The 23,964-nt window shown below is 66.8% G+C and carries 21 protein-coding genes; 7 read left to right on the top strand and 14 right to left on the bottom strand.

What is annotated here, in order from left to right; genetic code table 11:
• Positions 1–5: 5 nt before the first annotated feature.
• Positions 6–1,181, bottom strand: coding sequence for a putative peptide maturation dehydrogenase (locus tag ACJ7C5_RS15310; RefSeq protein ID WP_106466756.1), 1,176 nt, complete (start codon positions 1,179–1,181; stop codon positions 6–8).
• Positions 1,182–1,314: 133 nt separating this feature from the next.
• On the opposite strand from ACJ7C5_RS15310, the gene ACJ7C5_RS15315 reads away from it, so the two are divergent.
• Entirely contained in the window at positions 1,315–1,626 is a 312-nt protein-coding gene (locus ACJ7C5_RS15315; protein ID WP_262231088.1) for an NHLP-related RiPP peptide, read from the top strand.
• Positions 1,627–1,633: 7 nt separating this feature from the next.
• Here the strand turns inward: ACJ7C5_RS15315 and ACJ7C5_RS15320 are convergent, their stop codons facing one another.
• From ACJ7C5_RS15320 to aceB, 4 genes are all read right to left on the bottom strand, one after another.
• Complete coding sequence (locus tag ACJ7C5_RS15320) at positions 1,634–4,138, bottom strand: putative peptide modification system cyclase (RefSeq protein WP_412704367.1); 2,505 nt, start codon at positions 4,136–4,138, stop codon at positions 1,634–1,636.
• Positions 4,139–4,154: 16 nt separating this feature from the next.
• On the bottom strand, positions 4,155–5,195 hold the full coding sequence (locus ACJ7C5_RS15325; RefSeq protein ID WP_412704368.1) for a GGDEF domain-containing protein: 1,041 nt from the start codon (positions 5,193–5,195) through the stop codon (positions 4,155–4,157).
• A 419-nt stretch (positions 5,196–5,614) separates the two neighbouring features.
• Positions 5,615–6,916: an isocitrate lyase gene (gene aceA / locus ACJ7C5_RS15330; protein WP_004153647.1), complete on the bottom strand. Its 1,302-nt coding sequence runs from the start codon at positions 6,914–6,916 to the stop codon at positions 5,615–5,617.
• A 64-nt stretch (positions 6,917–6,980) separates the two neighbouring features.
• On the bottom strand, positions 6,981–8,618 hold the full coding sequence (gene aceB / locus ACJ7C5_RS15335; RefSeq protein ID WP_412704369.1) for a malate synthase A: 1,638 nt from the start codon (positions 8,616–8,618) through the stop codon (positions 6,981–6,983).
• A gap of 110 nt (positions 8,619–8,728) precedes the next feature.
• Between aceB and ACJ7C5_RS15340 the strand changes: the two genes are divergently transcribed.
• Complete coding sequence (locus tag ACJ7C5_RS15340) at positions 8,729–9,697, top strand: LysR family transcriptional regulator (protein ID WP_012509737.1); 969 nt, start codon at positions 8,729–8,731, stop codon at positions 9,695–9,697.
• 300 nt (positions 9,698–9,997) lie between these two features.
• Entirely contained in the window at positions 9,998–10,906 is a 909-nt protein-coding gene (locus tag ACJ7C5_RS15345) for a LysR family transcriptional regulator (RefSeq protein ID WP_412704370.1), read from the top strand.
• A gap of 131 nt (positions 10,907–11,037) precedes the next feature.
• Here the strand turns inward: ACJ7C5_RS15345 and ACJ7C5_RS15350 are convergent, their stop codons facing one another.
• Positions 11,038–12,294 carry an MFS transporter gene (locus tag ACJ7C5_RS15350; RefSeq protein ID WP_412704371.1) on the bottom strand — a complete coding sequence of 419 codons (1,257 nt, stop codon included), beginning with the start codon at positions 12,292–12,294 and terminating at the stop codon, positions 11,038–11,040.
• A 123-nt stretch (positions 12,295–12,417) separates the two neighbouring features.
• Complete coding sequence (gene lepB / locus ACJ7C5_RS15355) at positions 12,418–13,044, bottom strand: signal peptidase I (RefSeq protein ID WP_412704372.1); 627 nt, start codon at positions 13,042–13,044, stop codon at positions 12,418–12,420.
• A gap of 258 nt (positions 13,045–13,302) precedes the next feature.
• Here lepB and ACJ7C5_RS15360 point away from each other — a divergent pair, with 258 nt between their 5' ends.
• The gene (locus ACJ7C5_RS15360) at positions 13,303–13,704 is read left to right on the top strand and encodes a hypothetical protein (RefSeq protein ID WP_412704373.1); all 402 of its coding nucleotides are present in this window, start codon (positions 13,303–13,305) and stop codon (positions 13,702–13,704) included.
• Between the two features lie 3 nt (positions 13,705–13,707).
• Positions 13,708–14,154 carry a 3-dehydroquinate dehydratase gene (locus tag ACJ7C5_RS15365; protein WP_004153636.1) on the top strand — a complete coding sequence of 149 codons (447 nt, stop codon included), beginning with the start codon at positions 13,708–13,710 and terminating at the stop codon, positions 14,152–14,154.
• A gap of 393 nt (positions 14,155–14,547) precedes the next feature.
• Here ACJ7C5_RS15365 and dcp read toward each other — a convergent pair whose 3' ends face one another.
• From dcp to arfB, 3 genes are all read right to left on the bottom strand, one after another.
• Entirely contained in the window at positions 14,548–16,704 is a 2,157-nt protein-coding gene (gene dcp / locus ACJ7C5_RS15370) for a peptidyl-dipeptidase Dcp (protein ID WP_412704374.1), read from the bottom strand.
• 111 nt (positions 16,705–16,815) lie between these two features.
• Positions 16,816–17,418 carry a lysophospholipid acyltransferase family protein gene (locus ACJ7C5_RS15375; RefSeq protein ID WP_032130468.1) on the bottom strand — a complete coding sequence of 201 codons (603 nt, stop codon included), beginning with the start codon at positions 17,416–17,418 and terminating at the stop codon, positions 16,816–16,818.
• A gap of 4 nt (positions 17,419–17,422) precedes the next feature.
• Positions 17,423–17,854: an alternative ribosome rescue aminoacyl-tRNA hydrolase ArfB gene (arfB, locus tag ACJ7C5_RS15380; protein ID WP_004153612.1), complete on the bottom strand. Its 432-nt coding sequence runs from the start codon at positions 17,852–17,854 to the stop codon at positions 17,423–17,425.
• Positions 17,855–17,987: 133 nt separating this feature from the next.
• On the opposite strand from arfB, the gene ACJ7C5_RS15385 reads away from it, so the two are divergent.
• Positions 17,988–18,515, top strand: coding sequence for a DUF2059 domain-containing protein (locus ACJ7C5_RS15385; protein ID WP_010487093.1), 528 nt, complete (start codon positions 17,988–17,990; stop codon positions 18,513–18,515).
• Between the two features lie 76 nt (positions 18,516–18,591).
• Here ACJ7C5_RS15385 and ACJ7C5_RS15390 read toward each other — a convergent pair whose 3' ends face one another.
• The 4 genes from ACJ7C5_RS15390 to ACJ7C5_RS15405 all read right to left on the bottom strand — a co-directional run bounded on the left by ACJ7C5_RS15390 (position 18,592) and on the right by ACJ7C5_RS15405 (position 22,311).
• The gene (locus tag ACJ7C5_RS15390; protein ID WP_412704375.1) at positions 18,592–19,332 is read right to left on the bottom strand and encodes a pseudouridine synthase; all 741 of its coding nucleotides are present in this window, start codon (positions 19,330–19,332) and stop codon (positions 18,592–18,594) included.
• Positions 19,333–19,439: 107 nt separating this feature from the next.
• Positions 19,440–20,018, bottom strand: coding sequence for an O-methyltransferase (locus ACJ7C5_RS15395; protein WP_412704376.1), 579 nt, complete (start codon positions 20,016–20,018; stop codon positions 19,440–19,442).
• Between the two features lie 5 nt (positions 20,019–20,023).
• Complete coding sequence (gene ubiB / locus ACJ7C5_RS15400) at positions 20,024–21,679, bottom strand: ubiquinone biosynthesis regulatory protein kinase UbiB (protein ID WP_412704377.1); 1,656 nt, start codon at positions 21,677–21,679, stop codon at positions 20,024–20,026.
• Positions 21,676–22,311, bottom strand: coding sequence for a ubiquinone biosynthesis accessory factor UbiJ (locus ACJ7C5_RS15405; protein WP_412704378.1), 636 nt, complete (start codon positions 22,309–22,311; stop codon positions 21,676–21,678). The genes ubiB and ACJ7C5_RS15405 overlap by 4 nt, the downstream gene beginning before the upstream one ends.
• 451 nt (positions 22,312–22,762) lie before the next feature.
• Here ACJ7C5_RS15405 and ddlA point away from each other — a divergent pair, with 451 nt between their 5' ends.
• Positions 22,763–23,857, top strand: a complete 1,095-nt coding sequence (ddlA, locus tag ACJ7C5_RS15410; RefSeq protein WP_412704379.1) for a D-alanine--D-alanine ligase — start codon at positions 22,763–22,765, stop codon at positions 23,855–23,857.
• Positions 23,858–23,964 lie beyond the last annotated feature (107 nt).

Below are 23,964 nucleotides of genomic sequence, written 5' to 3' on the forward strand. Positions count from 1 at the left end.
CGGGGTCAGCCCGCGCGGTCTTCGAGGTTCCAGATCACGCCGGCCGGGTCCAGCTCTGTCGTGGTCATCGTCGCGGCGCGCCAGCCGAAGCCGCACACAGCGAGCACGCCATCGGTGACGGGATCCAAGGAAAGGGCACGCTCGATTGCTTTCTCGTTGATCGCCGCAGTGATGAACGCACCCAGGCCATCGTCGGTCGCGGCCAGATACAGTGTCTGGGACAGATGCCCCGCCTCAAGGGCGATGACACGGTAGCTTTTCGCGTGCTGGCGATACTTCCAGAATGTACGGTCGAAGCGCGGCGCCAGGATCACCAGCACATGCGCATCGGCAAACCAGTGCTGCTGGCCCACGACTTCCATCACGAAGTCACGGTCCACCTCGCTGTCCGAGACCACCGGCTCCAGCACATGGGTATCGCCACGATAGTGATACAGGCCCGCCGGCAGCCCTTCGACGTGCTGCACCACCAGATAGGCCTCGATGGGATGCAGGCCACCACCGGAGGGCACGTTCTTCTTCATGAACACCAGGTCCTCGCCGACACGGTGTTCTCCGGTACTGCCGAAGGTCCGCTGCAACATCCGCGCCAGCATCGGCAGCGGCAGCGGTCGCTGCCAGTCGAAGTTGCGACAGGTTGCGCGACGGGCCAGCAGCGTGTCGAAGGCTGCAGGCTCGGCCCTGGGCAACGCAATGGCGCCTTCGCTGCAACGTGACACGGTGGTTGCAGGCGGCGCTCCCAGTGTTTCACGCATCTGCACGGCCGTCTCGGTCCTGGATGCGCGCATGTTGCCGACGGCATCCACCCCATCCCAGCGCGAGAATGCATGCAGCACGGCAGCAAGCGGGTGCCAGTAGGTCGAGCGCAATGCCTCGTCGGCAATCGACGCTGCATCCGTCGCGCTGCCCTGGACAAACACCAGCCCTGCCTGCTGCAGGGGCGGCACCATGCCCGCCTCCTCGCTGTCCGCCGTGAGCTCCTGCCACGCGCTGGGGCTGAGCCGACCCAGCCAGGCCTGCTGCCCGGCATCGAGTTCGACCGGCTCGGGCAGGTGCGGCGCGAGCGCGAGCCACGCCTGCCTGCGACAAAGCCCATCACCGCCCTGCATCAGGCCCTGCAGGTCGAACGTCACCGTTTCCCGCAGCTCCATCATCAGTACCGAACAGCGCCTGACCTGCATGTTCCTTCCTTTGGATATTCCTGCCACGTTATCGAGCGATACCGCGATTCCTTGATGGCAGCGCGTCGCTCACTCAAGAAGCGCTGCTCTGCGCCGACATCAAGGTTCCACACCGACGTTTCCGGACCCCACCATGCCCACCCTGCAGCTGGAACCTGCCGTCGCGCAGAATCTTGTGAACCTGCTCGCCACCGATGACGCATTCCGCGGCCGCTTCACCCAGTCGCCGCAGGCGGCGTTGCTGGAAGCCGGCCACGTTCCTGCAGATCCGGCCGAGCTGAGCCAGTTCGTCGCCATGTGCTGTGCCTCCATCGAGCTGGCGGACAAGGCCGTCATCGAGCAGGCACACGCGCAGATCGTCGCAATGCTGTCCAGTGGAACGGCCTACACCGTGCCGATGCTCGAGAACGGCAACACAGGTAATTCCCCGCGTACGCTCCGCTGAGAACCGCTCACCCTTCGGGCCTGGTCTCCGCTGCGGGCAAAGGCCGGGCAGCCTCGCGCACATCCAGCACGTTCATCGCCTGCAGGCAGTAACTGCATTCGATCTCCGCGTACGCAAGGCCCGGGTTGGAGGCCAGCCAACGCTTCTGGTCGAGCATCTGGGCATCCAAGCCCGCATCGCGGGCCGCCTTCATCGCCGCGACCCGCGATTGCACCCGCGAGCGAGCACCCAGATAGGGTTCGAGCAGCTGGAGTGCCTGCAGCGGTTTACCTGATGCGCGCAGCCTCTCCGCGCCCAGCACAGCATCGAATTCGCGGATGACGGCGCTTTCCGGCTTTCTCTGCAACGAAGCCCAGCGACGCTCGACCTGCCTGGCGTAGCGGGCGTCCCCCATGCGCAACCCTACAAGTGCCGCGGCCTGGGCGGTGACGATACGATCAACGGCATCGACCACGGGAACCGATTCGATGCCTTCGAATGTCCGATGGATCGCCTCATCCAGCAGCGGCCCGACGCTTGAATGCTGGCCCGCCTGCAATCGCGCGACGGCCAGGGGAACATAGAAGTTGAAGCGGTCAACACCGGGCATGGCGTAGCTCCGCTTCATGCCGCGCTCGGCATTCCACAGCGCGGCCTGAATGTCACCCTTGTCCAGCTGGACGGAAATGCGGATGTTGTCGGCGTGATAGTCGCTGGCCTCGATCTTCTGCAACAAGCCCAGGGACCGTGCCAGGTCGCCTCGCGCTGCTGCAACGGTCGCCTGTCGCATCAGTGCTCCCTGCCAGCCGCTGGCCGCTGCAACGGAAAGCGCGCGGTCTGCTTCATCGAACCGCCCCATTGCCAGCAGGATGCGTCCGTACTGATCCTGGCCAACGCCCAATAGATCGACCTGGCTCATCGCAACGCGTTGCGCCAGCGGCAGCGCTTCGCTGAAGCGGTTCTCGCAATAGAGACTGATCGCAGCATTGTTCGCAGCCGGCAGATAGTCCGGATACAACTCGGCCATCTGCATCCATCCATCGGTTGCGCGGTCCGGGTCGCCCAGATGAAGTGTCCAGTTGCGCACGTAGAGCGCTTCACGTGTGGTCAGATGCCGCGACCATTGCTGTGCCTTCTTCAACACGCTGGCGGCACGGGAGAAATCCGCATCCGCGAAATGGCTGCGAGTCTGTCCCAGCCATGCCAGTGCGAATTCTGGATCGATTTCCGTGGCCTGCTGGTAGAACGCCAACGCTCCCTTGTAGTCACCGCGCACGTAGCGCTTCTGGCCCAAGGCAAACGCACGCAGCGCATCCATGCTGCCCGTGGTCACCTCCGGCAGGGATTGGCTGTCGCGCTGGATCAGTGCAGGCTCTTCGCCGAGGCGATCACGCAGCTGGCGCGAAACATCGTCCACCGCCGCCAGTACGGCACCCGCCTTCGCATCGGCAGATACCACGGCCAGGGTGCGCAGCGTCGACGGCTCGATCACCTCCACGCTGAAGCGGGTGCGGCCGCCGACATCGGTAGCCGATGGCACGAACACCAGGCGGGCGCCCGTGCGCACTGCTACAGCGGCGGCATCGCCGCGTTCGCGGACGCCGCCATCCAGTGGTTTCCGCATCATCTCAAGGGTGCGGCCGACGCGGTCGTCACTGACGACGTTGACGTAGCGGGACTGTTCGAGACTGATCCGGAACGCCTGGTCCAGGGCGTCATCGAGCAGGCGATTGCCGGTGAGATTATGCAGCCCGCCGAGCACCACCCAATCGCGTTCGGCGAACGCGATGGCCGGTTGCGGCCGGGTCAGCAGCCAGACGCCGAGCACGGCGGCGAGCAGCACGGCGGCCTGCGCCGCCATCGCCAGTGGGCGGCGCCACAACGGCAGATCACGCCGGGCCTTGGCCGTGTGCCGCAGCCGTCCCGGCGTGGGCATGCCCGCCGCCTGTACGCCGTAGACTTCGGCCGGCTGGCTCACGCCCTTGAAGCGCCAGCGCCCGAACGATCGCCATTGCAGGCCTTCGGCCATCGCGCCCAGCGATCCGCTGGAGCGGCGCACGATGGATTCGGCCACCGCCGAAAGCAGGATCTGGCCCGGTCGCGCCAGCTGCATCAGGCGCGCAGCCGTCGGCTTGGCCAGGCCTTCGACTTCAATCGCCTTGGCGCCAGCCCGCACTGCCTCGGCGCTGTTCTCCCAGGTGAGCACATCGCCCACATGCAGACCGGCCCGCGCCTGCAGATGGATCTCGTGTCCCTGCCCCAGCGGCTGCAGGCCACGCTGGTAATCCAGGGCGAACCCAAGCGCGTCGATCGGGCGCTCGAACAGCATGAACAATCCATCGGAACGGTCGATCAACTGGCCGTTCCAGCGCTGCTGCAGCGCCAGCACCAGCCGGTCGTGTTCCTGGAACAGTTCGGCGGCAGCGACATCGCCGATGCGTTCGACCAGCAGCAGGGAGTCGCACAGATCGGTGAACAACAGCGCGCGCAGTTGCTGGTTGTGCGGCGTCGACGTTCCGTTGTCGCCATTCATCGCCTGACTCTCCCGATCAAGGTGTATCCGCTGCATCCACCCAGCGCAGGCAGTTGCCGCCGTCGCGCTTGGCCTGGTACAGCGCACGATCCGCACAGGCATACCACTCGCTCCAGCCTGCCTCCGGCGCCAGCAGGCTGGCACCGATGCTGACCAGGCTGACATGCGGCGTGCCATGACTGCGTTCGAGCAGGCCATGCACCGCGCTGAGGATGAACTCGGCCGCGTGCTGCACGATCTCATGGTTGCCACGGCGCAGGATCAGGCAGAACTCATCGCCGCCGAGGCGGCAGGCCAGGTCCTGCTCACCGGCCATCGAACGCAGGATGTTGCCCATGCTCTGCAGCACACGGTCGCCGGCCTGGTGGCCGTGACGATCATTGATCTGCTTGAAGCGGTCGCAGTCGATCAGCAGCAGGGCCTGCGGCAACCCTTCGCCATCGGCGCGGCATTCCTGCAGGTACAGCGTAAGGCCGCGGCGGTTGTGCAGCCCGGTCAGTTCATCGGTACGCACCAGTTCACGGGTGTGGGTCAACTGGTGGGTGGTGATGTACAGGTTGTCCAGCGCGGTTTCCAGATCATGGTTGCGCCGGCGCAGCTGGCTGATCAGCGCCTGCTCGTTGGTCAGCACGCGCATGATCGTGCGGCGCAGGAAATAGGCGACCAGGCCAGGATCGGATTCGACCAGGCGATGGAAGTCGGCCGGGCCCAGCTCGAGCACTTCGCAGTCGGCCAGCGCACGGGCACTGGCGCTGCGCAGGTGGTCGCCGACCAGCAGGCCAAGCTCACCGAAGAACTCATGCTGGCCGAGGGTCTTGATCACCAGGTCTTCGCCGAAGTCCAGTTCGATCTGGCCTTCGAGGATCACGTACATCCGTTCGCCGCGATGGCCACGCTGGAACAACCACTGTCCGGCATGAAGCTTGCATGGACGGGCATATCTGGCGAACAATGCCACCTCGGCAGCGGACAGCAGCGCGTGCACGATCTCGGCCATCGCCACCCGGGCGATACCTGTCGTCACATCACTGTTCTCGGCCGCACCCCTGCCGGTCATTCCCTGCACCCGCCGCCAGCGTCCCCTGGTGAGCCGCGGAGCATAGCACCGCTTTAAAGTGTGCGCCCTATCTCATTTTGAGCCTTCTGCCGATCTTGATTGATGTGAAGATCGGTGGTGGCCCGTTCTGGTCACGGGTGTCCGGGCAAAACCCCTGCTGGATCAATCCGATGCCGGGTTTCACAGGGTTTCGGCCAAGTTGCCGGGGCCCGGGGTGCGCCTGATTGACGCTGGCTGCGCGCTGCACCCTTGCATCGATACAACAACGCCGGCAGGTCCCCCGACCGGCCGGCGTTGTCTGGCCCTTCCCTGGCCACCCTGATCGGATTCCGAAGCTTCGGTAGCGCCGGCCGCTGGCCGGCTGCGGTGCGACGCCCGGAGCATCCTGTGGTTGCCGGCCAGCGGCCGGCACTACCGCATCACGCAGCGCGTTCGCTGCGCCCGCCGTGGAACTGTTCTTCCTCGGTCGAGCCGGTCAGCGCGGTGGTCGACGACTGGCCCTGCTGGATCGCCTGGGTCACCGCATCGAAGTAGCCGGTGCCGACCTCGCGCTGGTGCTTGACCGCGGTGAAGCCGCGCTCGGCCGCTTCGAACTCGGCTTCCTGCAACTCGACGAACGCGCTCATCTGGCGGCGTGCGTAGCCGTGGGCCAGATTGAACATGCCGTAGTTCAGCGCATGGAAACCAGCCAGGGTGATGAACTGGAACTTGTAGCCGTAGCTGCCCAGTTCGCGCTGGAACTTCGCAATCGTGGCGTCATCCAGGTTCTTCTTCCAGTTGAAGCTGGGCGAGCAGTTGTAGGCCAGCAGCTTGCCCGGGAACTTGGCATGGATCGCCTCGGCGAACTTGCGTGCGAACTCCAGGTCCGGCTTGCCGGTTTCACACCACACCAGGTCGGCGTAGGGCGCGTAGGCCAGGCCACGGCTGATCGCCTGGTCCAGGCCGTTGCGGGTCTTGTAGAAGCCTTCCACCGTGCGCTCGCCGGTGGCGAATGGCTTGTCATTGCCATCGATGTCGCTGGTCAGCAGATCGGCGGCTTCGGCATCGGTACGCGCCACCAGCAGGGTCGGCACGCCCAGCACGTCGGCAGCCAGGCGCGCAGCGTTGAGCTTCTCGATCGCCTCGCGGGTCGGCACCAGCACCTTGCCGCCCATGTGGCCGCACTTCTTCACCGAGGCCAGCTGGTCTTCGAAATGCACGCCGGCGGCACCGGCCTCGATCATCGCCTTCATCAGTTCGAAGGCGTTGAGCACGCCGCCGAAACCGGCTTCGGCATCGGCCACGATCGGCTGCAGGAAGTCGATGTCATCCTTGCCTTCGGCGTGGTGCAGCTGGTCGGCGCGCAGCAGCGTGTTGTTGATGCGCTTGACCACTGCCGGCACCGAATCGGCCGGGTACAGCGACTGGTCCGGATACATCTGCCCGGCCAGGTTGGCGTCGGCCGCCACCTGCCAACCGGACAGGTAGATCGCCTTCAGGCCGGCCTTGACCTGCTGCATCGCCTGGTTGCCGGTCAGTGCACCCAGCGCGTTGACGAACTCGCGCTCATGCAGCGACGCCCACAGCTTCTCCGCACCCAGGCGGGCCAGCGAATGCTCGATGTGGACGGTGCCGCGCAGGCGCACCACGTCGGCGGCGCTGTAGTTGCGCTGGATGCCTTCCCAACGCGGGTTGGTATCCCAGTCGTGCTGGATCTGTTCGGCAGTGGGCAGCTTGCTCATGTCTTTCTCCAGTTCGGTTCGTGCGTGCAGCGGGGAGGGAAACAGCGGGATATGCGGGCGGCGATCAGTCGATGCGCGCGTAGGCCGGCAGGGTCAGGAAATCGGTCAGTTCTTCGCTGCGGCTCAGTTCGCCAAGCAGGGCGATGGCCTCGCCGATGCGTGCGCCACCGGGCAGCGCGCTGGTATCGCCCAGCCGTGCCGGCAGCTGCGAAAGGGTGGAATCCAGCAGCGCCAGATCGATCGCAGTGCCATCGTCCAGTTGCTGGCCCGGCGTATGCAGCCACTGCCACAGCTGGCTGCGGCTGATCTCGGCGGTGGCCGCGTCCTCCATCAGGTGGTGGATCGGCACGCAGCCGTTGCCATCCAGCCACGCCGCCAGATAGCGCACGCAGACTTCCACGTTGCCCTCAAAGCCGGCACGGGTGATGGTGCCCGGCGGCCGCGCGATCAGTTCGTCGCGGCCCACGCGCACATCCTGGCGCAGCACGCTGTGCTGGTTCGCACCGGGCATGTGCTCGTCAAAGATCGCCATCGCCACCGGAATCAGCGCCGGGTGCGCCACCCAGGTACCGTCGTGGCCGGCAGTGACCTCGCGCAGCTTGTCGGCGCGTACCCGTGCCATCGCCTGTTCGTTGGCGGCGGCATCGTTGTTGATCGGAATCTGCGCGGCCATGCCGCCCATCGCATGCGCACCGCGGCGGTGGCAGGTCTGGATCAGCAGTTCCGAATACGCCTTCAGGAACGGCTGGGTCATGGTCACCTGGCCGCGTTCGGGCAGCACGCGGTCGGCGTGGCGGCGGAAGGTCTTCAGGTACGAAAAGATGTAGTCCCAGCGCCCGCAGTTCAGGCCGACGATGCGGTCACGCAGCGCGTGCAGGATCTCGTCCATCTCGAACACGGCCGGCAGCGTTTCGATCAGCACGGTCACCTTGATCTGGCCGTGCGGCAGGCCGAGCATGCCCTCAATGTGCGACAGCGCGGTCTCCCACAGCGCCGCCTCTTCCATGCTCTGCAGCTTGGGCAGGTAGAAGTACGGGCCGCGGTCCTTCGCCTGCAAGGTGCGGGCGTTGTGGAAAGCGAACACCGCCGCGTCGAACAGGCCGCCGGCGATGAACTGGCCATCGATGCGCACGTGCTTCTCGTCCAGGTGCCAGCCGCGCGGGCGCACGATCAGGACCGCCTGTTCGTCGAACGGGCGCAGGGTGTAGTGCTTGCCGGCCTTCCCGTTGGATGCCGGCGCGGTGTACTCGAGGTCGCCGCGCACTGCCGCGGCCAGTGACTGCTGCCCGGCCAGCAGGTTGCGCCAGGTCGGCGAGGTCGAATCCTCGAAGTCGGCCATGAACACCTTGGCGCCGGAGTTCAGCGCGTTGATGACCATCTTCGGGTCGGTCGGGCCGGTGATCTCGACGCGGCGGTCCTGCAGCGCGGCCGGCAGCGGTGCCACGCGCCAGTCACCGCTGCGGATCGCGGTGGTGTCCTCGCGGAAGTCCGGCAGGCCGCCCTGGTCGAAGAACGCCTGGCGCTCGCGGCGCGCCAGCAGCCGTGCCTGCCGACCCGGTTCCACCGCGCGGTGCAGCGACACCAGCAGGGCCAGCAGCGGCGCCGGCAGCAGGGTGTCCTGGCCGGCCACGCGGGTCGCCAGGGCGATGCCGGGGGTGGCCTTGCTGGCGGGGGTGGGAACAGCGGAAGCGACGGCGGACATGGGGCGACTCCAGCGGTGGGGGAACGCCTCCACGGTGCCGCTGGAGCGGATTATTTGGCAAAACAGTTTTTGCAATGTTCTACATAAATTGTGCTAATACTTGTGACGCGATGACCACACGCCCCCCGCCAAGTCCGCGTTTTTCCTACAAATCCGACCGGCTGAAGCCTTTGCGCGCGTTCTGCCAGACGGTGCGCCTGGGCTCGGTCTCACGGGCAGCTGAGGCACTTTTCGTCAGCCAGCCGGCCATCAGCCTGCAGCTGCAGGCGCTGGAGCGTGAACTGGGAGTGCCGCTGTTCGAGCGCAGCGGGCGCCGCCTGGTGCCCAGCCGCGAGGGCCAGCTGCTGTACGAAATGGCACAGCCGCTGGTGGAGAACCTGGATGGGCTGGAGGCGCGGTTCCGCGACAAGGTGCGCGGCCTGGACGCGGGCGAGCTGAACATCGCCGCCAACAGCTCGACCATCCTGTACCTGCTGCCGAAGATCGTCGAACGCTTCCGCCTGCATCATCCGGATGTGCGCCTGACCCTGCACAACGCGATCAGCGCCGACGGCACCGACCTGCTGCGCGAGGACGCCGCCGACCTGGCGATTGGTTCGATGACCGATGTGCCGGCCGACCTCAGCTACGCCCCGGCCTACCGCTTCGAGCAGGTGCTGATCGCGCCGCACGACCATCCGCTGGCCAGCGGCGGCGAACTGGAGCTGGCCGACATCGCGCGCTATCCGCTGGTGCTGCCGCCGAAGCGGCAGATCACCTACCGGCTGGTCGACCAGGTGTTCCAGCGCCACCGCATCGCCTACACCGTGGCGCTGGAAGTGGGCGGCTGGGAGGTGATCAAGCAGTACGTGGCGATGGGCATGGGCATTTCCATCGTGCCGGCGCTGTGCCTGAACGAGGCTGACCGCGAGCGGTTGGCGGCGCGGTCGATGAAGCGCTGGTTCCCCGAGCGCAGCTACGGGGTGATCGTGCGACGCGGCAAGGCGTTGTCGGCGCAGGCGCGGGCGTTCATCGAGCTGATCCAGCCGGAGTTGTTCAGTCCGCGCGATTACGACCAGAGCGGGCATTCCGAGCGGTGAGGGTGTTCGGCAGGGCTGCGCCCTGCACCTGCCGAATCAACGTCAACGTCAACGTCAAAAGCGGGCATTCCGTGGGATGGCGGGGTGGATCCGGTTGCGGGGGACGCTGCAAGTACGTCCATGTAAGCTCGGTCGCCGCATCCATGCGGCTCACGCCCCCGCAACCGGACCCACCCCGCCTTCGACAGTTTCCCGCTGCTGTTGGTGCCAGCTGCTGTTGGTGGGTGCCGACCGTTGGTCGGCACGGGGTCGGATCCCATCTCTGATTCATTTCCGGCTGACGATGAATAAACTGGCGCCATGTCCATCGAACTCCGCCATCTGCGTTACTTCCTTGCCGTTGCCGATACGCTGCACTTCGGACAGGCGGCGGAGCGGTTGGGTATGTCGCAGCCGCCGCTCAGCCAGCAGATCCGCCAGCTGGAGGATCTGATCGGTGCGCGCTTGTTCGTGCGCAGCCATCGTCGTGTGCAGCTGACGCCTGCCGGTGAGCTGCTGCAGGAACGTGCGCGGGCCATCGTGCAGCAGGTGGAAACGGCGGTGGACGAGGTGCAGCGCGCGCAGCGCGGCGAACAGGGTGAGCTGCGCATCGGGCTGACCCGCGCCACGCCGCTGTCGCCGCAGATTCCGCGTTCGATCCTGCGCTACCGCCAGCAGTACCCGCAGGTGCGGCTGCAGCTGAGCGAGATGAACACCCTGCAGCAGATCGATGCGCTGCTCGACGGTTCACTGGACGTGGGCATCATCCGCAAGCGCGCGTTGCCGCCGGAACTGGTGGCGCACAGCCTGTTCGTCGATCCGCTGGCGTTGATCGTGCATGCCGATCACCCTTCCCTGCGCAGGCTGTCGAAACAGGGCACGTTGTCGCTGCGCGACTTCGCGCAGGAGCCGTTCGTAGCATTTCGGCGCAGTGCCGGTGCGGGCATCCATGACCACATGATCGCGTTGTGCGCGGCCGCCGGGTTCACACCGCGCATCGTGCAGGAGGCCGGTGAGGCATCGACGCTGATCAGTCTGGCCGCTGCTGGCCTGGGTGCGGCGATCCTGCCGTCGTCATGCGATCACATCCGCGTGGAAGGCGCGCGCTTCGTGGCGCTGGCCGATGCCGGTGCGCATTCGGAAGTGCAGCTGGCGTGGCACCGCGAAGGTGTGACGCCGCTGATCCGCAACTTCGCCGGGCTGCTGCGTGAGGCGTTCGCCGGAGGCTGAGGTGCAACCCACCCGGGTAGTGGCGGGCGCCGGGCGGCCCGCCCACCCCCCGGGGGGTTGCCGGCCGCCGGCCGGCATGCCAAGCCAGGTGGGGTTGCCGGCCAGCGGCCGGCACTACCGTACGCGTTGGATCACGCCGTGACCGGCTGCGGGGCGCGCTGCTGCAGCGCCCAGACGATGCCACCACCGATCAACGTCAGCACGGCGGCGAACAGGCACACGCCCAGCCAGTCCCACGCCGCATAGGCCAGGCCGCCTACACCACCCAGCACGCTCGAACCCAGGTAATAGGCGAACAGGTACAGCGCCGACGCTTCCGCGCGCATCGTGCCGGCACGGCTGCCAACCCAGCTGCTGGCCACCGAGTGGCCGCCGAAGAAGCCAAAGGTCACCAGTGCGATACCCAGCGCCATCGTGCTCAGCCACGGCAGTGCCAGCAGCGCGATGCCGGCGCCGATCAACGCGAACGAGATCGACAGGATGCGGCCGCGGCCGTAACGCGTCGCCTGCTGTCCCATCCACGCCGAGCTAAAGGTGCCCACCAGATAGACGCTGAAGATCAGGCCGACCACGGTCTGGCTGAGATGGTACGGCGGCGCCAGCAGGTGGTAGCCCAGGTAGTTGTAGAGGGTGACGAACACGCCCATCAGCACGAACGAGGTAGCGAACAGCCACGGCAGGCCCGGGTCGGCGAACAGCGTGCGCCAGCGCGACGGCAATTGGCGCAGGCCGCCGCGACGTGCATGGAAGTGCCGCGACGGTGGCAGCTGCAGCCACAACAGCACGGTACTGGCGATGGCAATGATCGAGACCACGCCGATGCCCCATCGCCAGCCCCAATGGTCGGCGATGATGCCGGCCAGCAGGCGCCCGCTCATGCCACCGATGGCGTTGCCACCGATGTACAGGCCCATCGCCAGGCCCAGCGCGCGACTGTCCATTTCCTCGACCAGGTAGGTCATCGCCACCGCCGGCACGCCGCTCAGCGCCAGGCCGAGCAGGGTGCGCAACACCAGCAGCGTGGTCCAGTCATCCACCAGCGCGGTGCTCAGCGACAGCATGGCCGAGGCCAGCAGCGCAGCGATCATCAACGGGCGACGGCCGACCGCATCGGACAGCAGGCCGGCCAGCAGCATCGCCACCGCCAGCGTGCCGGTGGTCAGCGACAACGACATCGCGCTGCCAGCGGCGGACACGCCGAAGTGACGGCTGAACTCCGGCAGCAGCGGCTGCACCGTGTAGAGCAGGCCGAAGGTGGAGAAACCGGCCAGGAACAGCGCCAGCGCGGTGCGGCGGAAGGCCGGTGTGCCCTGCTGGATGCGGGTCTCGGCGATGGAATCGACAGTGGAGGGGCGGCCTTTGACGGCCACCACGGTTTCGCCAGTCATGGGATCGATGGGCCGGTGGGGCGGCCGGGGGTGGGAGGGAACGGGCCTCAGACTAGGCCCGTCCATCCAGTCGATCCATAACCTGATAGGTCAGGATTGATACACCAGAAGTATCAATTCAGCTTACAGGCGCTGCCATTCGAAGCCATCGCCACGGCGGTAGTACACCGCCACCGCACGGCCATAGACCTTGTCGGCGTCGACGAAGCCGAAGAAGCGGCCATCGAAGCTGTTGCCGCGGTGATCACCCAGCACCAGTACCTTGCCGTCCGGCACCACCAGGTCAGCGATGTCCGGGCCGCCGCCCATGTCCAGGTCGAGGCTGGCATGGCGCTCGCCGAAAGCTTCCACGTCCTGCAGGTCGGCGATCTGAAGCGGCTGGCCGTTGATGCTCAGATGGCCTTCGCGCAGCTGCACATGATCACCGGCCACTGCAGCCACGCGCTTGATCAGCCGGGTGCCGTCGGCCGGCGAATCGAACACCGCCACTTCGCCGCGCTGCGGTGTGCCGGTGGACACCAGTTCCTTGCTGGTGAACGGCAGGCGCAGGCCATAGGCTCGCATGTCCACCACCACCCGGTCGCCGGGCTGCAGGGTCGGCTGCATCGAGCCGCTGGGCACCACGTAGTGGTTGGCCAGGGTGTCGCGGGCGGCGGCGAGCAGGCCAAGCATCACCAGCAACGGCAGCGCCTCCTTCTTCAGCCAGGCCAGCGCGCGTTCGGAAAAGGGAGGGCGGGCAACAGCGTCCATGGCAGGCTCCGGTTGAGTGATAGCTGCATCAGACCACATCCGGGCCGAAGAGGTTCCCGTGCCGGCGTCCTGTAGAGCCGAGCCCACGCTCGGCTTGCGCTTCGCGCTTCGGTTGTCCACAGCCGAGCGTGGGCTCGGCTCTACAAGAAGGATTACGCAGGTTTTACGCTGCGCCCCGGCAGCGGGCATCGCACCTTTACGGCCAGCACGCGCATCGTGTGCCCACCGCGCCACAGGGCGCATTCCGCAAGGTGTTGTATGACCCTCCTGGTGATCCGCCACGCGTCTTCGTCGGCGCCGCGCCCGCAGCTGCCGGCGCAGCTGGCCGGCCATCGCGTGCTGTGCAGCGACTGCGCCAGCCTGTCCGAGGTGCGCCAGTGCCTGTGCCAGCCGCAGGCGCGCTCGGCCGACTGGGTACTGCTGGATGTCGGCGCCGCCGACGACGCGCAATGGCAGGCCGAAGGTGGCGCGCTGCAGGCGGCGCTGGAACGGCTGCCGGCGCAGTACATCGAGCTGCAGGCCTCCAGCGAACCCGGCCTGGATGCACGCCTGCGGCTGCAGCACGGCCCCGCCGCGGTGGTGGTGGACCAGCGCAGCCAGCAGGCCGGTTACCCGTTGTCGTTGGCCATCGTCGGCCGCCGCCTGGCACAGGAGGGCTGAGCCATGTCGATCTTCATCATCCGTGGCCCGGAAGCGGCCGGTGCGCTGATCCGCACGGCAATGCCGTTGCCGGCACCGGTCCTGAAGTCGCTGGTGCATCGTGCGATCGACGCCGGCACCAGCGTGGCGATCCGTGCCTGTGGCTCGGAACAGGAACTGCTGGATGCGCTGCGCGTGGCCGACCACAGCCGCGGCGAGGTGACGCTGCTCGATCCGGGTGCGTGTGCCAACAGCCTGCGCCTGCAGCGGCTGCTGCCGTACCTGCACAACGCCTACGTGGAAGTGCATGACGACGGCGCGGTGGCCGAGCCGTGCCTGCCGGCGGGTGTCGGCCAGCGCCTGGGCATCGCCGCTGGTTACGGTGCGCAGAGCTATGTGCTGGCGCTGGATATCGCGCTGGACCACCTGGGGCTGGCCGAGCAGGCGAACCGGGTGCACGTGGGCACGTGATGGCCGGGCTGTGCCCGGCACCCGGTAGTGCCGGCCGCTGGCCGGCAACCTCAACCTCAACCTCAACAGCAACAGCAACAGCCAAAGCCGGTTTCCTGGGGGATGGCGGGGTGGGTCCGGTTGCGGGGGACGCTGCAAGTACGTCCCTGTAAGCTTGGCCGCGGCATCCATGCCGCGGACACCCCCGCAACCGGACCCACCCCGCCTTCGACAGATCTCCGCGAACTGTCGGAATGGCATGGCCTGCTTTTGGTGGGTGTCGACCTTGGTCGATACATGGATCCACGCCATGCGTGGATGAGCGGCAAACTGCGGAATCTGTCGATGGCATCGATTCAACGAAAAACGGCGGGGTTTCCCCCGCCGTTATTTCTTTCGTACTTCAGGTCGCGCTTATTTCAGCCCGCGGAACTTCAGCAGCGGTTCCACCGACGGGTCCTTGCCGCGGAAATCGCGGTACAGGGTCGACAACTCCACGCTGTTGCCGCGCGAGAGGATCTTGTCGCGGAACTCCTGGCCATTGGCTGCGGTCAGGCCACCGTGCTCGGTGAACCACTGGTAGGCGTCATGGTCCAGCACTTCGGCCCAGAAGTAAGCGTAGTAACCGGCCGAGTAACCACCACCCCAGATGTGGTCGAAGTAGGTGGTGCGGTAACGCGGCGGCACCTGCGGCAGGTCGACCTTGAACTTCTTCAGCGCGCTCGCTTCAAAGGCGCCGACATCCTGCAGCGGTGCATCGGCCTTCTGCGTGTGCCAGGCCAGGTCCAGCAGTGCGGCCGACAGGTACTCGGTGGTCGCATAACCCTGGTTGAAGCTGCGTGCCTTCAGGATCTTGTCGACCAGCTCCTGCGGCATCGCCTCGCCGGTCTTGTAGTGCTTGGCGTAGTTGGCGAACACCTTCGGATCCAGCGCCCAGTGCTCGTTGAACTGCGAGGGGAACTCGACGAAGTCGCGCGAGGTGGCGGTGCCGGCAATCGACGGGTACTTCACGTTCGAGAACATGCCGTGCAGCGCATGGCCGAACTCATGGAACATGGTGGTGACGTCGTCGAAGCTGATCAGCGCAGGCTGGCCAGCGGCCGGCTTGGTGAAGTTGCAGACGTTGTAGACCACCGGCTTGGCACCGGTCAGACCGTCCTGCTCGACGAACACGTCCATCCAGGCGCCGCCGGACTTGCTGTCACGCTTGAAGTAGTCGGTGTAGAACAGGGCCAGCGAGGTGCCGTCCTTGTCGAACACTTCGTACACCTTCATGTCCGGGTTGTAGGTCGGAATGTCGGTGCGCGGCTTGAAGGTGATGCCGTACAGCTGGGTGGCGGCGTAGAAGACGCCGTTCTGCAGCACGTTGTCCAGTTCGAAGTACGGCTTGATCTGCGACTCGTCCAGATCGTACTTGGCCTTGCGCACCTGCTCGGCGTAGAAGTCCCAGTCCGAAGCGGCGACCTGGAAACCACCCTTCTGCGCGTCGATCACCTTCTGGATCTCGCCGGCCTCGGCGCGCGCCTTGGCGGTGGCGGCCGGCACGGTGTCGGTCAGCAGCTTGAGCGCGGCAGCCGGGGTCTTGGCCATCTGGTCGCCCAGCTGGTAGTCGGCGAAAGTATCGAAGCCGAGCAGCTTGGCCTTCTGCGCACGCAGCTGGGCCAGGCGCTGCACGGTCTGCCGGGTGTCGTTGGCATCGCCGCGCTCGGCGCGGGTTTCCGAGGCCTTCAGCACGGCGACGCGCTGGTCGCGGTCGCTCAGCGAACCGAGCACCGGCTGCTGGGTGGTGTTCTGCAACGGCAGCAGGAACTTGCCATCCAGCTTGCGATCCTTGGCGGCGTTGGCAGCGTTGTTGATCGCATTCTCGTCCAGGCCGGCCAGCTTGGCCTTGTCGTCGACAACGACGGCCGCAGCGGCGGTGGCGGCCACCAGGCGGGTGTGGAACTGGGTGGAAAGGGTGGTCTCTTCCACGTTGAGCTTGCGCAGGCTCGCCTTGTCAGCGTCGGACAGCTGCGCGCCGGCGCGCACCAGGCCGTCGTAGTAATGCTCGACCAGGCGCTTCTGCACCGGGTCCAGTTCCAGCGTGTCACGCTGGTCGTACAGCGACTTCACGCGCGCGAACAGCTTCGGATCGAGATTGATCTCGTCCTGGTGCGCGGCCAGCTTCGGTGCCACTTCTTCCTGGATCTTCTGACGTGCATCGTTGGTATCGGCCTGGACCAGGCCGAAGAAGATGCGCGACACGCGGTTCAGGGTCTCGCCGCTGCGCTCCATCGCCACGATGGTGTTGTCGAAGGTGGCCGGTTCGCTGCTGTCAGCGATCTTGCGCACGTCGGCCAGGTGCTGGCGCATGCCTTCTTCGAACGCCGGCAGGTAGTCGCTGTCCTTGATCTTGTCGAACTGCGGCGCCTGGAACGGCAGCGTGCTCGCGCTCAGCAGCGGATTGGTGGAGGCTTCGGCCGGCTGCTGGGCCGGGGCTTTCTGGGCATCGGACACGGGGGTGGACTCCTTGCCGGAACAGGCCGCCAGCGCCAGGCTGATGGCGGCGGCCAGGACTACGGTACGCGACATGTAAAACACTCCTTGGGCAGACGGTACGGGATACCAGCCCTCCACCCTACTCCTGTCGCGCTCGCCCGGCATGTGCCGGACGTGGCGTCTATGCGGCGGCCTGCGGCAGGCTCAGACCGTGCCGCGGGTCTTACCGATCCAGGGCCGGTAGAACTCGCGGATGGCGGCCATGTCGGCGGCATCATCGCCGGTCGGCGTGAACAGCGGACCGATGCCGATGGTCTTTTCCGGGTAGTGGAAATACGCGGCCAGGATCGGCACGTCGGCCATCCGCGCGATCTTCAGGAAGCCGGCCTTCCAGTCCTTCACCGCCTTGCGGGTGCCCTCGGGCGTGATGGCGAACCACATCTTCTCGTTGTTGCGCAGCAGGTCCACGGCCTGCCCCACCGTGCCCTGCGGCGAGCTGCGATCGAGCGGGATCACGCCCAGCTTGTGCAGCAGCGGGCCCAGCGGCCACCAGAACAGCGATGCCTTGCCCAGCACCTTGACCTTCATGCCCAGTGCGATCTTGGCCGCCATGCCCCAGAGGCCATCCCAGTTGGACGAATGCGGGGCGATGATGAAGACCAGCCGGGGGATGTCAGGCAGGGTACCGGTCACCTTCCAGCCTCCCATGCGCAGGGTGCAGCGCGCCAGCCAGCGCAGGAAGGCGTTGGGTTTGACCTGCGGCATCTGCGGCGGCACGGCCGGCAGCAACGAAGTCGGGTTGTTCAAGCAATCACTCCCAGTCACGTGATGAGCGCCCGCGCTTGATCTGCGCGCGCCCGCGTTTGGCGTCCAGACGACGCAGTTTCGACCCGAGGGTCGGCTTGGTGGCCTTGCGCGGTTTGGGCACGCTCAGCCCGGCCTGGATGAAGGCCGCCAGCCGATCGCGCGCATCCTCGCGATTGCGATCCTGGGTCCGGAAACGTTGCGCGTCGATGACCAGCACGCCTTCGCCGGTCATGCGCCGGTCACGCCGCGCCAGCAGGCGCGTGCGCAACGGTTCGGGCAACGAGGGCGAGTTGGCCACGTCGAAACGCAGTTCCACCGCGGTGGAGACCTTGTTGACGTTCTGGCCACCGGCGCCACTGGCACGCACGAACCGCTCGACGATCTCGCCGTCGGGGATTTCAAGCTGCGCGCTGATGGTGACCGGTCCACTGCCCATCCGCGCATTGTAGCGGCAGCCACGTGCCGGAGTGCGGCATCGCGCCCCGTATGCCGCCGATCAGGTACCGAACACGCCGCCTTCGCCTTGGCTGCGGGTATGCTGGCCGTCCCATGTACCGCAGGAAGCCCGCATGACCCGCACCGCACCCGCCCTGCCGTCCCTGCTGCGCCGCGCCGCCCTGCTGCTGGCGCTGGCCGTGGCGAGCGTTCCGGCCCTGGCCGCGCCGCCGACCGATGGCGACATCAACCGCCTGCTGTCCGCGTCACGTGCGCAGAGCATGATCGACACCATGCTGCCGCAGATCGAGGCGATGCAGCAGCAGCAGTTCCAGCAGGTGGCCGCACAGCGCCAGCTCAATGCCCAGCAGCAGGAACAGCTGAAGCGGATCCAGGCGCGGACCAGCCAGACCCTGCGCCAGGCCCTGTCATGGCAGCAGCTGCGGCCGATGTACGTGGACCTGTACAAGAAGACCTTCAGCAAGGAAGACGTGCTGGCGATGGCCGAGTTCTACGAGAGCGCGGCCGGCCAGAGCCTGCTGGACAAGACTCCGGCGCTGATGCAGAACGTGATGGTGGCGATCCAGGCCCGCATGCAGCCGCTGTTCGCGGACCTGCAGAAGGATCTGGAAGCGATCGTCAACGAGCCGGAAAAGAAGTGAGGTAGTGCCGGCCGCTGGCCGGCAACCTCGTACGGTTGGGATCAGGCAGGTGCCGGCCAACGGCCGGCACTACCGTCTATAGGTCCACCTGCCAGCCAAACAGGTCCAGCGCCTTCTGGAACTCGCGGTCCAACGGCGCACGCACGTCCACCGTGCCACCGTCCGGATGCGGGAAGCGCAGGCGCTCGGCGTGCAGCAGCATGCGGTGCACGCCCTGCATGCGGAAGATGCGGTTGTGCCGACCATCGCCGTGGCTGGTGTCGCCGATCATGTGATGCGAGAGATGCTTCAGGTGCCGGCGGATCTGCCGGAAGCGCCCGGTCTGCGGCTGGCAGCGCAGCAGTGCGTAGCGCGAGCTGGTGAACTCACCGACCGGCACCGACAGCTCGCCGGTGGCCAGGCGCTGGAAGTCGGTGACCGCCGGTTTCTTCACCGGCTTGCCCGGGCCACCGTCCAGATCGTGGTCGACCCGCCAGGCGAGTTCGGCCGGCCAGCCCCGACAGACGGTCAGGTAGTCCTTCAGCACTTCGCCGCCCATCAGCGCCTTGCCCAGCGCGCTGGCGGTATCGCGGTCAAAGGCCAGCAGCAGGCAGCCACTGGTTGCCCGGTCCAGGCGATGCACGAGGAAGATCGGGCGGCCCAGCTGCTCGCGCAGGCGGTCGGCCAGGAAGTCGTCTTCGCCACGGGCCAGCTTGCTGTCGTGGACCATCAGCCCGGCAGGCTTGTTGACCACGGCCAGGCGCTCATCCAGGTGCAGCAGCTGCAGGGGCGCGGTGTCGGTCTCGACCGCGTCGAGGGTATCGGGTTCGGTGCTCACCGCGGGATTATAAGGGCCTGCCTTCTGTAGAGCCGAGCCCATGCTCGGCTGCGCTGTGCGACCGGCAACAGCGTGCCAACCAAGGTTGGCACCTACCTGTAGCGCAGTCAGGCGTTGCGCACGGCCAGCAACTCGCCGTTGCCAACCGGCACCAAGCTGGTTCTGAAGTCCGGGTCAGCCTCCAGCAGCACCCGCAGCGGTTCCATCTCTTCCGCATGCGAGGTGGCGTTGTCCACCACCAGCAGGCCACCCGGGCGCAGCACGCGACGAAGCTGCGGCCACCAGCCGACGTACTGCCCGCGGTCCGAATCAAGGAACAGCAGGTCAATGCTGGCATCGGCGGCCTGTGCCAGCCAGAGCCCGGCATCGTCGTGGACCAGCGTGATGCGATCGGCCAGGCCACTGCGCGCGAAAATGTCACGCGCCATCGCTACCTTGTCCTCGGCGTATTCCAGCGTGGTCACGTGGCCGTCGATGGCGGCGGCAGCCTCGGCCAGCCACAGCGTCGAATAGCCATTGGACGTACCGATTTCCAGCACCCGGCGAGTGTTGCCGAAGCGCACCAGCACCGACAGGAATTCACCGGTGTCGGGCGTGATGTTGAGCATGCGGCGGGCACGCTCGCTTTCGCGTGCGTCGTTGTCGGCGCCGAAGCGGGCCAGTTCGTCCTTGAGTGCCTGCAGCATGGGGCCTACTTCCACCACGCGCGCAGCAGCGCCACAGCGCCGACCGCACCGGACAGCCAGCTCCACGCCGGCACGTCGCCCCAGTACCAGCCCGGCGGCTGCAGCACATACATCAGTGCGGCGATGGCCAGCAGGCCGACACCGGTGATCGCACCCACCGCGCGCGTCTGCAGGCGCTGCACGCTGGCATCCAGTGCGGCCAGGTCGCGCGAGCGCATTGCAAGTTCATGCCGGCCTTCCACCTGCTGGGTCAGCCAGGCGTGCACCAGGCGCGGCATGTCCGGTGCATGGGTCATGATTTCCGGCAGGCGCTTGCCGATCTCGCGCACGACCCGGCGCGGGCTGTAACGCTCGCGCAGGATCTTTGCCAGCACCGGCTTGGCCACCGCCCAGATGTCGATCTGCGGGTCGAGCTGGCGGCCCACGCCTTCGATGTTCAGCAGGGTCTTCTGCAGCAGGATCAGCTGCGGCTGCAGGGTCAGCTGGTAACGCTGGGCCACGCGGAACAGCTTCATCAGCACTTCGGCCAGCGAGATCTGCGACAACGGACGGGTGAAGTACGGTTCGCACACCGAGCGCACGGCGGCCTCGAGGTCATCGATGCGCACGTTGTCGGGCATCCAGCGCGCCTGCACGTGCAGTTCGGCGATGCGGCGGTAATCGCGGTTGAAGATGGCCATGAAGTTCTCGGCCAGGTAGTACTGATCTTCCTGCGAGAGCTGGCCCATGATGCCGAAGTCCAGCGCGATGAAACGCGGGTTGGCCCGGCGCGCCGGATCGGTGTCGACCCAGATGTTGCCGGCGTGCGCATCGGCGTGGAAGAAGTTGTCGCGGAACACCTGGGTGTAGAACACCCGCACGCCCTTGGCGGCCAGCGCCTTGCGGTCGATGCCGGCCTTGTCCAGTGCGGCGATGTCATCGGACGGGATGCCCCACACGCGCTCCAGGGTCAGCGCGCGCTCTGCGGTGTGACTCCAGATTACTTCCGGCACGTACAGATCGTCGCTGTTTTCCCAGAAGCGGCGCAGCACGCTGGCATTGGCGCCTTCGCGCTGCAGGTCCAGCTCGGCGGCCAGGGTGTTCTCGACTTCGGCCACCACTTCGCGCGGGCGGATCTTGTCAGCGCGCGGATGGGTGCGCTCGACCAGGGCGGCCAGCGAGTTGAGCAACGCGATATCGGCGTCGATCTGCTTCTCGATGCCCGGGCGCAGCACCTTGACCACCACCTGGCGGCCATCGGCCAGCGTCGCTGCGTGCACCTGCGCGATCGAGGCCGAGGCCAGCGGTTCGGTATCGAAGCTGGCGAAGGCCTCGCTGACCGGCAGGCCGAGCGCTTCCTCGACGATACGGCGTGCGGTCTCGCCATCGAACGGCTTGACCCGGTCCTGCAGCAGGGTCAGTTCGTTGGCCACATCCGGCGGCACCAGGTCGCGGCGGGTGGACAGGATCTGGCCGAACTTGACGAAGATCGGGCCGAGATCCTGCAGCGCCAGGCGCAGGCGGGCACCGCGCGACTGTGCGGCGATGTCGGCCGAGGCGCGCGGCACGAACGGCTTGGCCAGGCGCAGCCAGCGCTCGGCCGGGGTGCCCTGCAGCAGGTCGTCGAGGCGGTAACGCAGGATCACCCGGCCGATGCGGCTTGCCCGCAGCACGGCCTTCATGCGGCACCCCGCAGGCGCTGCACGCGTGCACCCAGACGCTCGACGTCGTCGCGCAGCACGTCCACGTCATCGTGGAAGGCATCCAGCTCGGCGCGAGGCACCACGTCGCGCGATTCCTCGGTGATGAACTCGGCGGCGCTGTGGGCCAGGTCGATCGCGCCCTGGCGCGCATGCTGCAGGGCGCTGCGCAGGGTGTTGGCCACCTGCACGCCCAGCACGTCGCCGAACACGCTGACGAACGGCTGCTGCCAGTCCGGGTCGAAGCCCTTGGCCAGCTGCTGCAGGCGGCGCGCCAGTTCGGCATCGCCGGCCACGCGCACGCGACCCTTGCCGCTGTTGTCGGCACGCCGTGCATTGGCCAGCAGCGGCAGCTGCGCCAGCACGCCGGCCAGGCTGCTGCGCACGGCCAGGTCGGCTTCCTGCGCGTCCACCGGGCCGACCCGCAGCTGGTCGCCATCGACGCTGATGCGCATCGCCAGCGACGGCGCTTCCAGGGTCAGATCGATGTGCCGGCCGTCGAGGCTGGCCAGTGCATGGCGGGTATCCGGATCCAGCGCCAGCGCGCGGTTCAGGGCGATCTGCAGGGCGCGGCCAGCGACCGGTTTGAGGGACTTGAGCAGGGAGAGAGCCATGTGCGCATTCTACCTGCGTGGGTGGGGGGCTTGGGCCGGGCTGCCGCCCGGCACCCGCAGAGGCAACGGCAACGGCAACAGCCGAAGCAACAGCGTGCATTCCGTGGGATGGCGGGGTGGGTCCGGTTGCGGGGGACGCTGCAAGTACGTCCCTGTAAGCTCGGTCGCCGCATGCTCGTGTGCGCTGTCCTGCGCACACGGCAAGACCGGGGTTGGGCGTCCTGCCCAACCCGCCCGAGGCATGCCTCGGGCGCATGCGGCTCACGCCCCCGCAACCGGACCCACCCCGCCTTCGACAGATTTCCTCGGCTGTTGGTAGGTGTCGACCTTGGTCGACACGGTAGATCCACGCCATGCGTGGATGGATTTCTGGTTCATCTGTGCCTCACGCGGGGGGCCGGTGAAGGTTCATGCTATGAGGCCACGCAACGCACAGGACATCGCATTTCCCATGGCACGGACCCGGGTCGGCATCATCTTCGGTGGCAAGTCTTCCGAGCACGAAGTTTCGCTGCAGTCGGCAAAGAACATCCTCGATGCGCTTGATCGAGAGCGCTTCGAGCCAGTGCTGGTCGGTATCGACAAGCAGGGCCAGTGGCATCTGAGCCAGCCGGATACCTTCCTGATCAACGCCGATGATCCGTCGCGCATCGCGCTGCATCGGTCCGGCACGTCGCTGGCGGTGCGCCCGGGTGTGGAACAGGCACAGCTGCAGCCGTCTGATGCGGCCAGTGCGCTGGGTCAGATCGATGTGGTGCTGCCGATCGTGCACGGGCCGCTGGGCGAGGACGGTGCGCTGCAGGGGCTGCTGCGCATGGCCAACCTGCCCTTCGTCGGTTCCCCGGTGCTGGGCTCGGCGGTGGCGATGGACAAGGACGTGACCAAGCGTCTGTTACGCGACGCTGGCCTGCAGGTGGCGCCGTGGCTGTGCATCCGTCGCCACCAGGCCGCTGACGTCGATGTAGATGCGGTGATCGCGCAGCTCGGCCTGCCGCTGTTCGTGAAGCCGGCCAACCAGGGTTCGTCGGTGGGTGTGAGCAAGGTCAAGGATGCGGCGGGCTTCGCCGGGGCACTGGCGTTGGCGCTGCGCTACGACCACAAGGTACTGGTGGAATCGGCGGTGGTCGGCCGCGAGATCGAGTGCGCGGTGCTGGGCAACGAACAACCGCAGGCCAGCCTGTGCGGCGAGGTGGTGGTGCACGACGAGTTCTACGCCTACGACACCAAGTACATCAACGAAGATGGCGCCGAAGTGGTGGTACCGGCGGATATCGATGCCGCAACCCAGGCACGCATCCAGCAGATCGCGCTGCAGGCCTACCAGGTGCTGGAGTGTGCGGGCATGGCGCGCGTGGACGTGTTCCTCACCGCAGACGTTGAGATCGTCATCAACGAGGTCAACACCCTGCCGGGTTTCACCCGCATCAGCATGTATCCGAAGCTGTGGGGCGCCAGTGGTGTGGACTACACCACGCTGATCACGCGCCTGATCGAACTGGCGCTGGAGCGCCATGCAGCTGATCGCGGACTGCACAGCGCCGTGTAGCGGCGCTGTGTGTAGCGTCGAGCCATGCTCGACGCTACAAAGGGGCGTGGCGGCCCGCCCAACGCGCCCCCCCCCGACAAAAAACACCGCCCCCCCCCCCCCCCCCC

This window comes from Nocardiopsis yanglingensis (assembly GCF_045809185.1).
Taxonomy (GTDB): Bacteria; Pseudomonadota; Gammaproteobacteria; order Xanthomonadales; family Xanthomonadaceae; genus Stenotrophomonas; species Stenotrophomonas yanglingensis.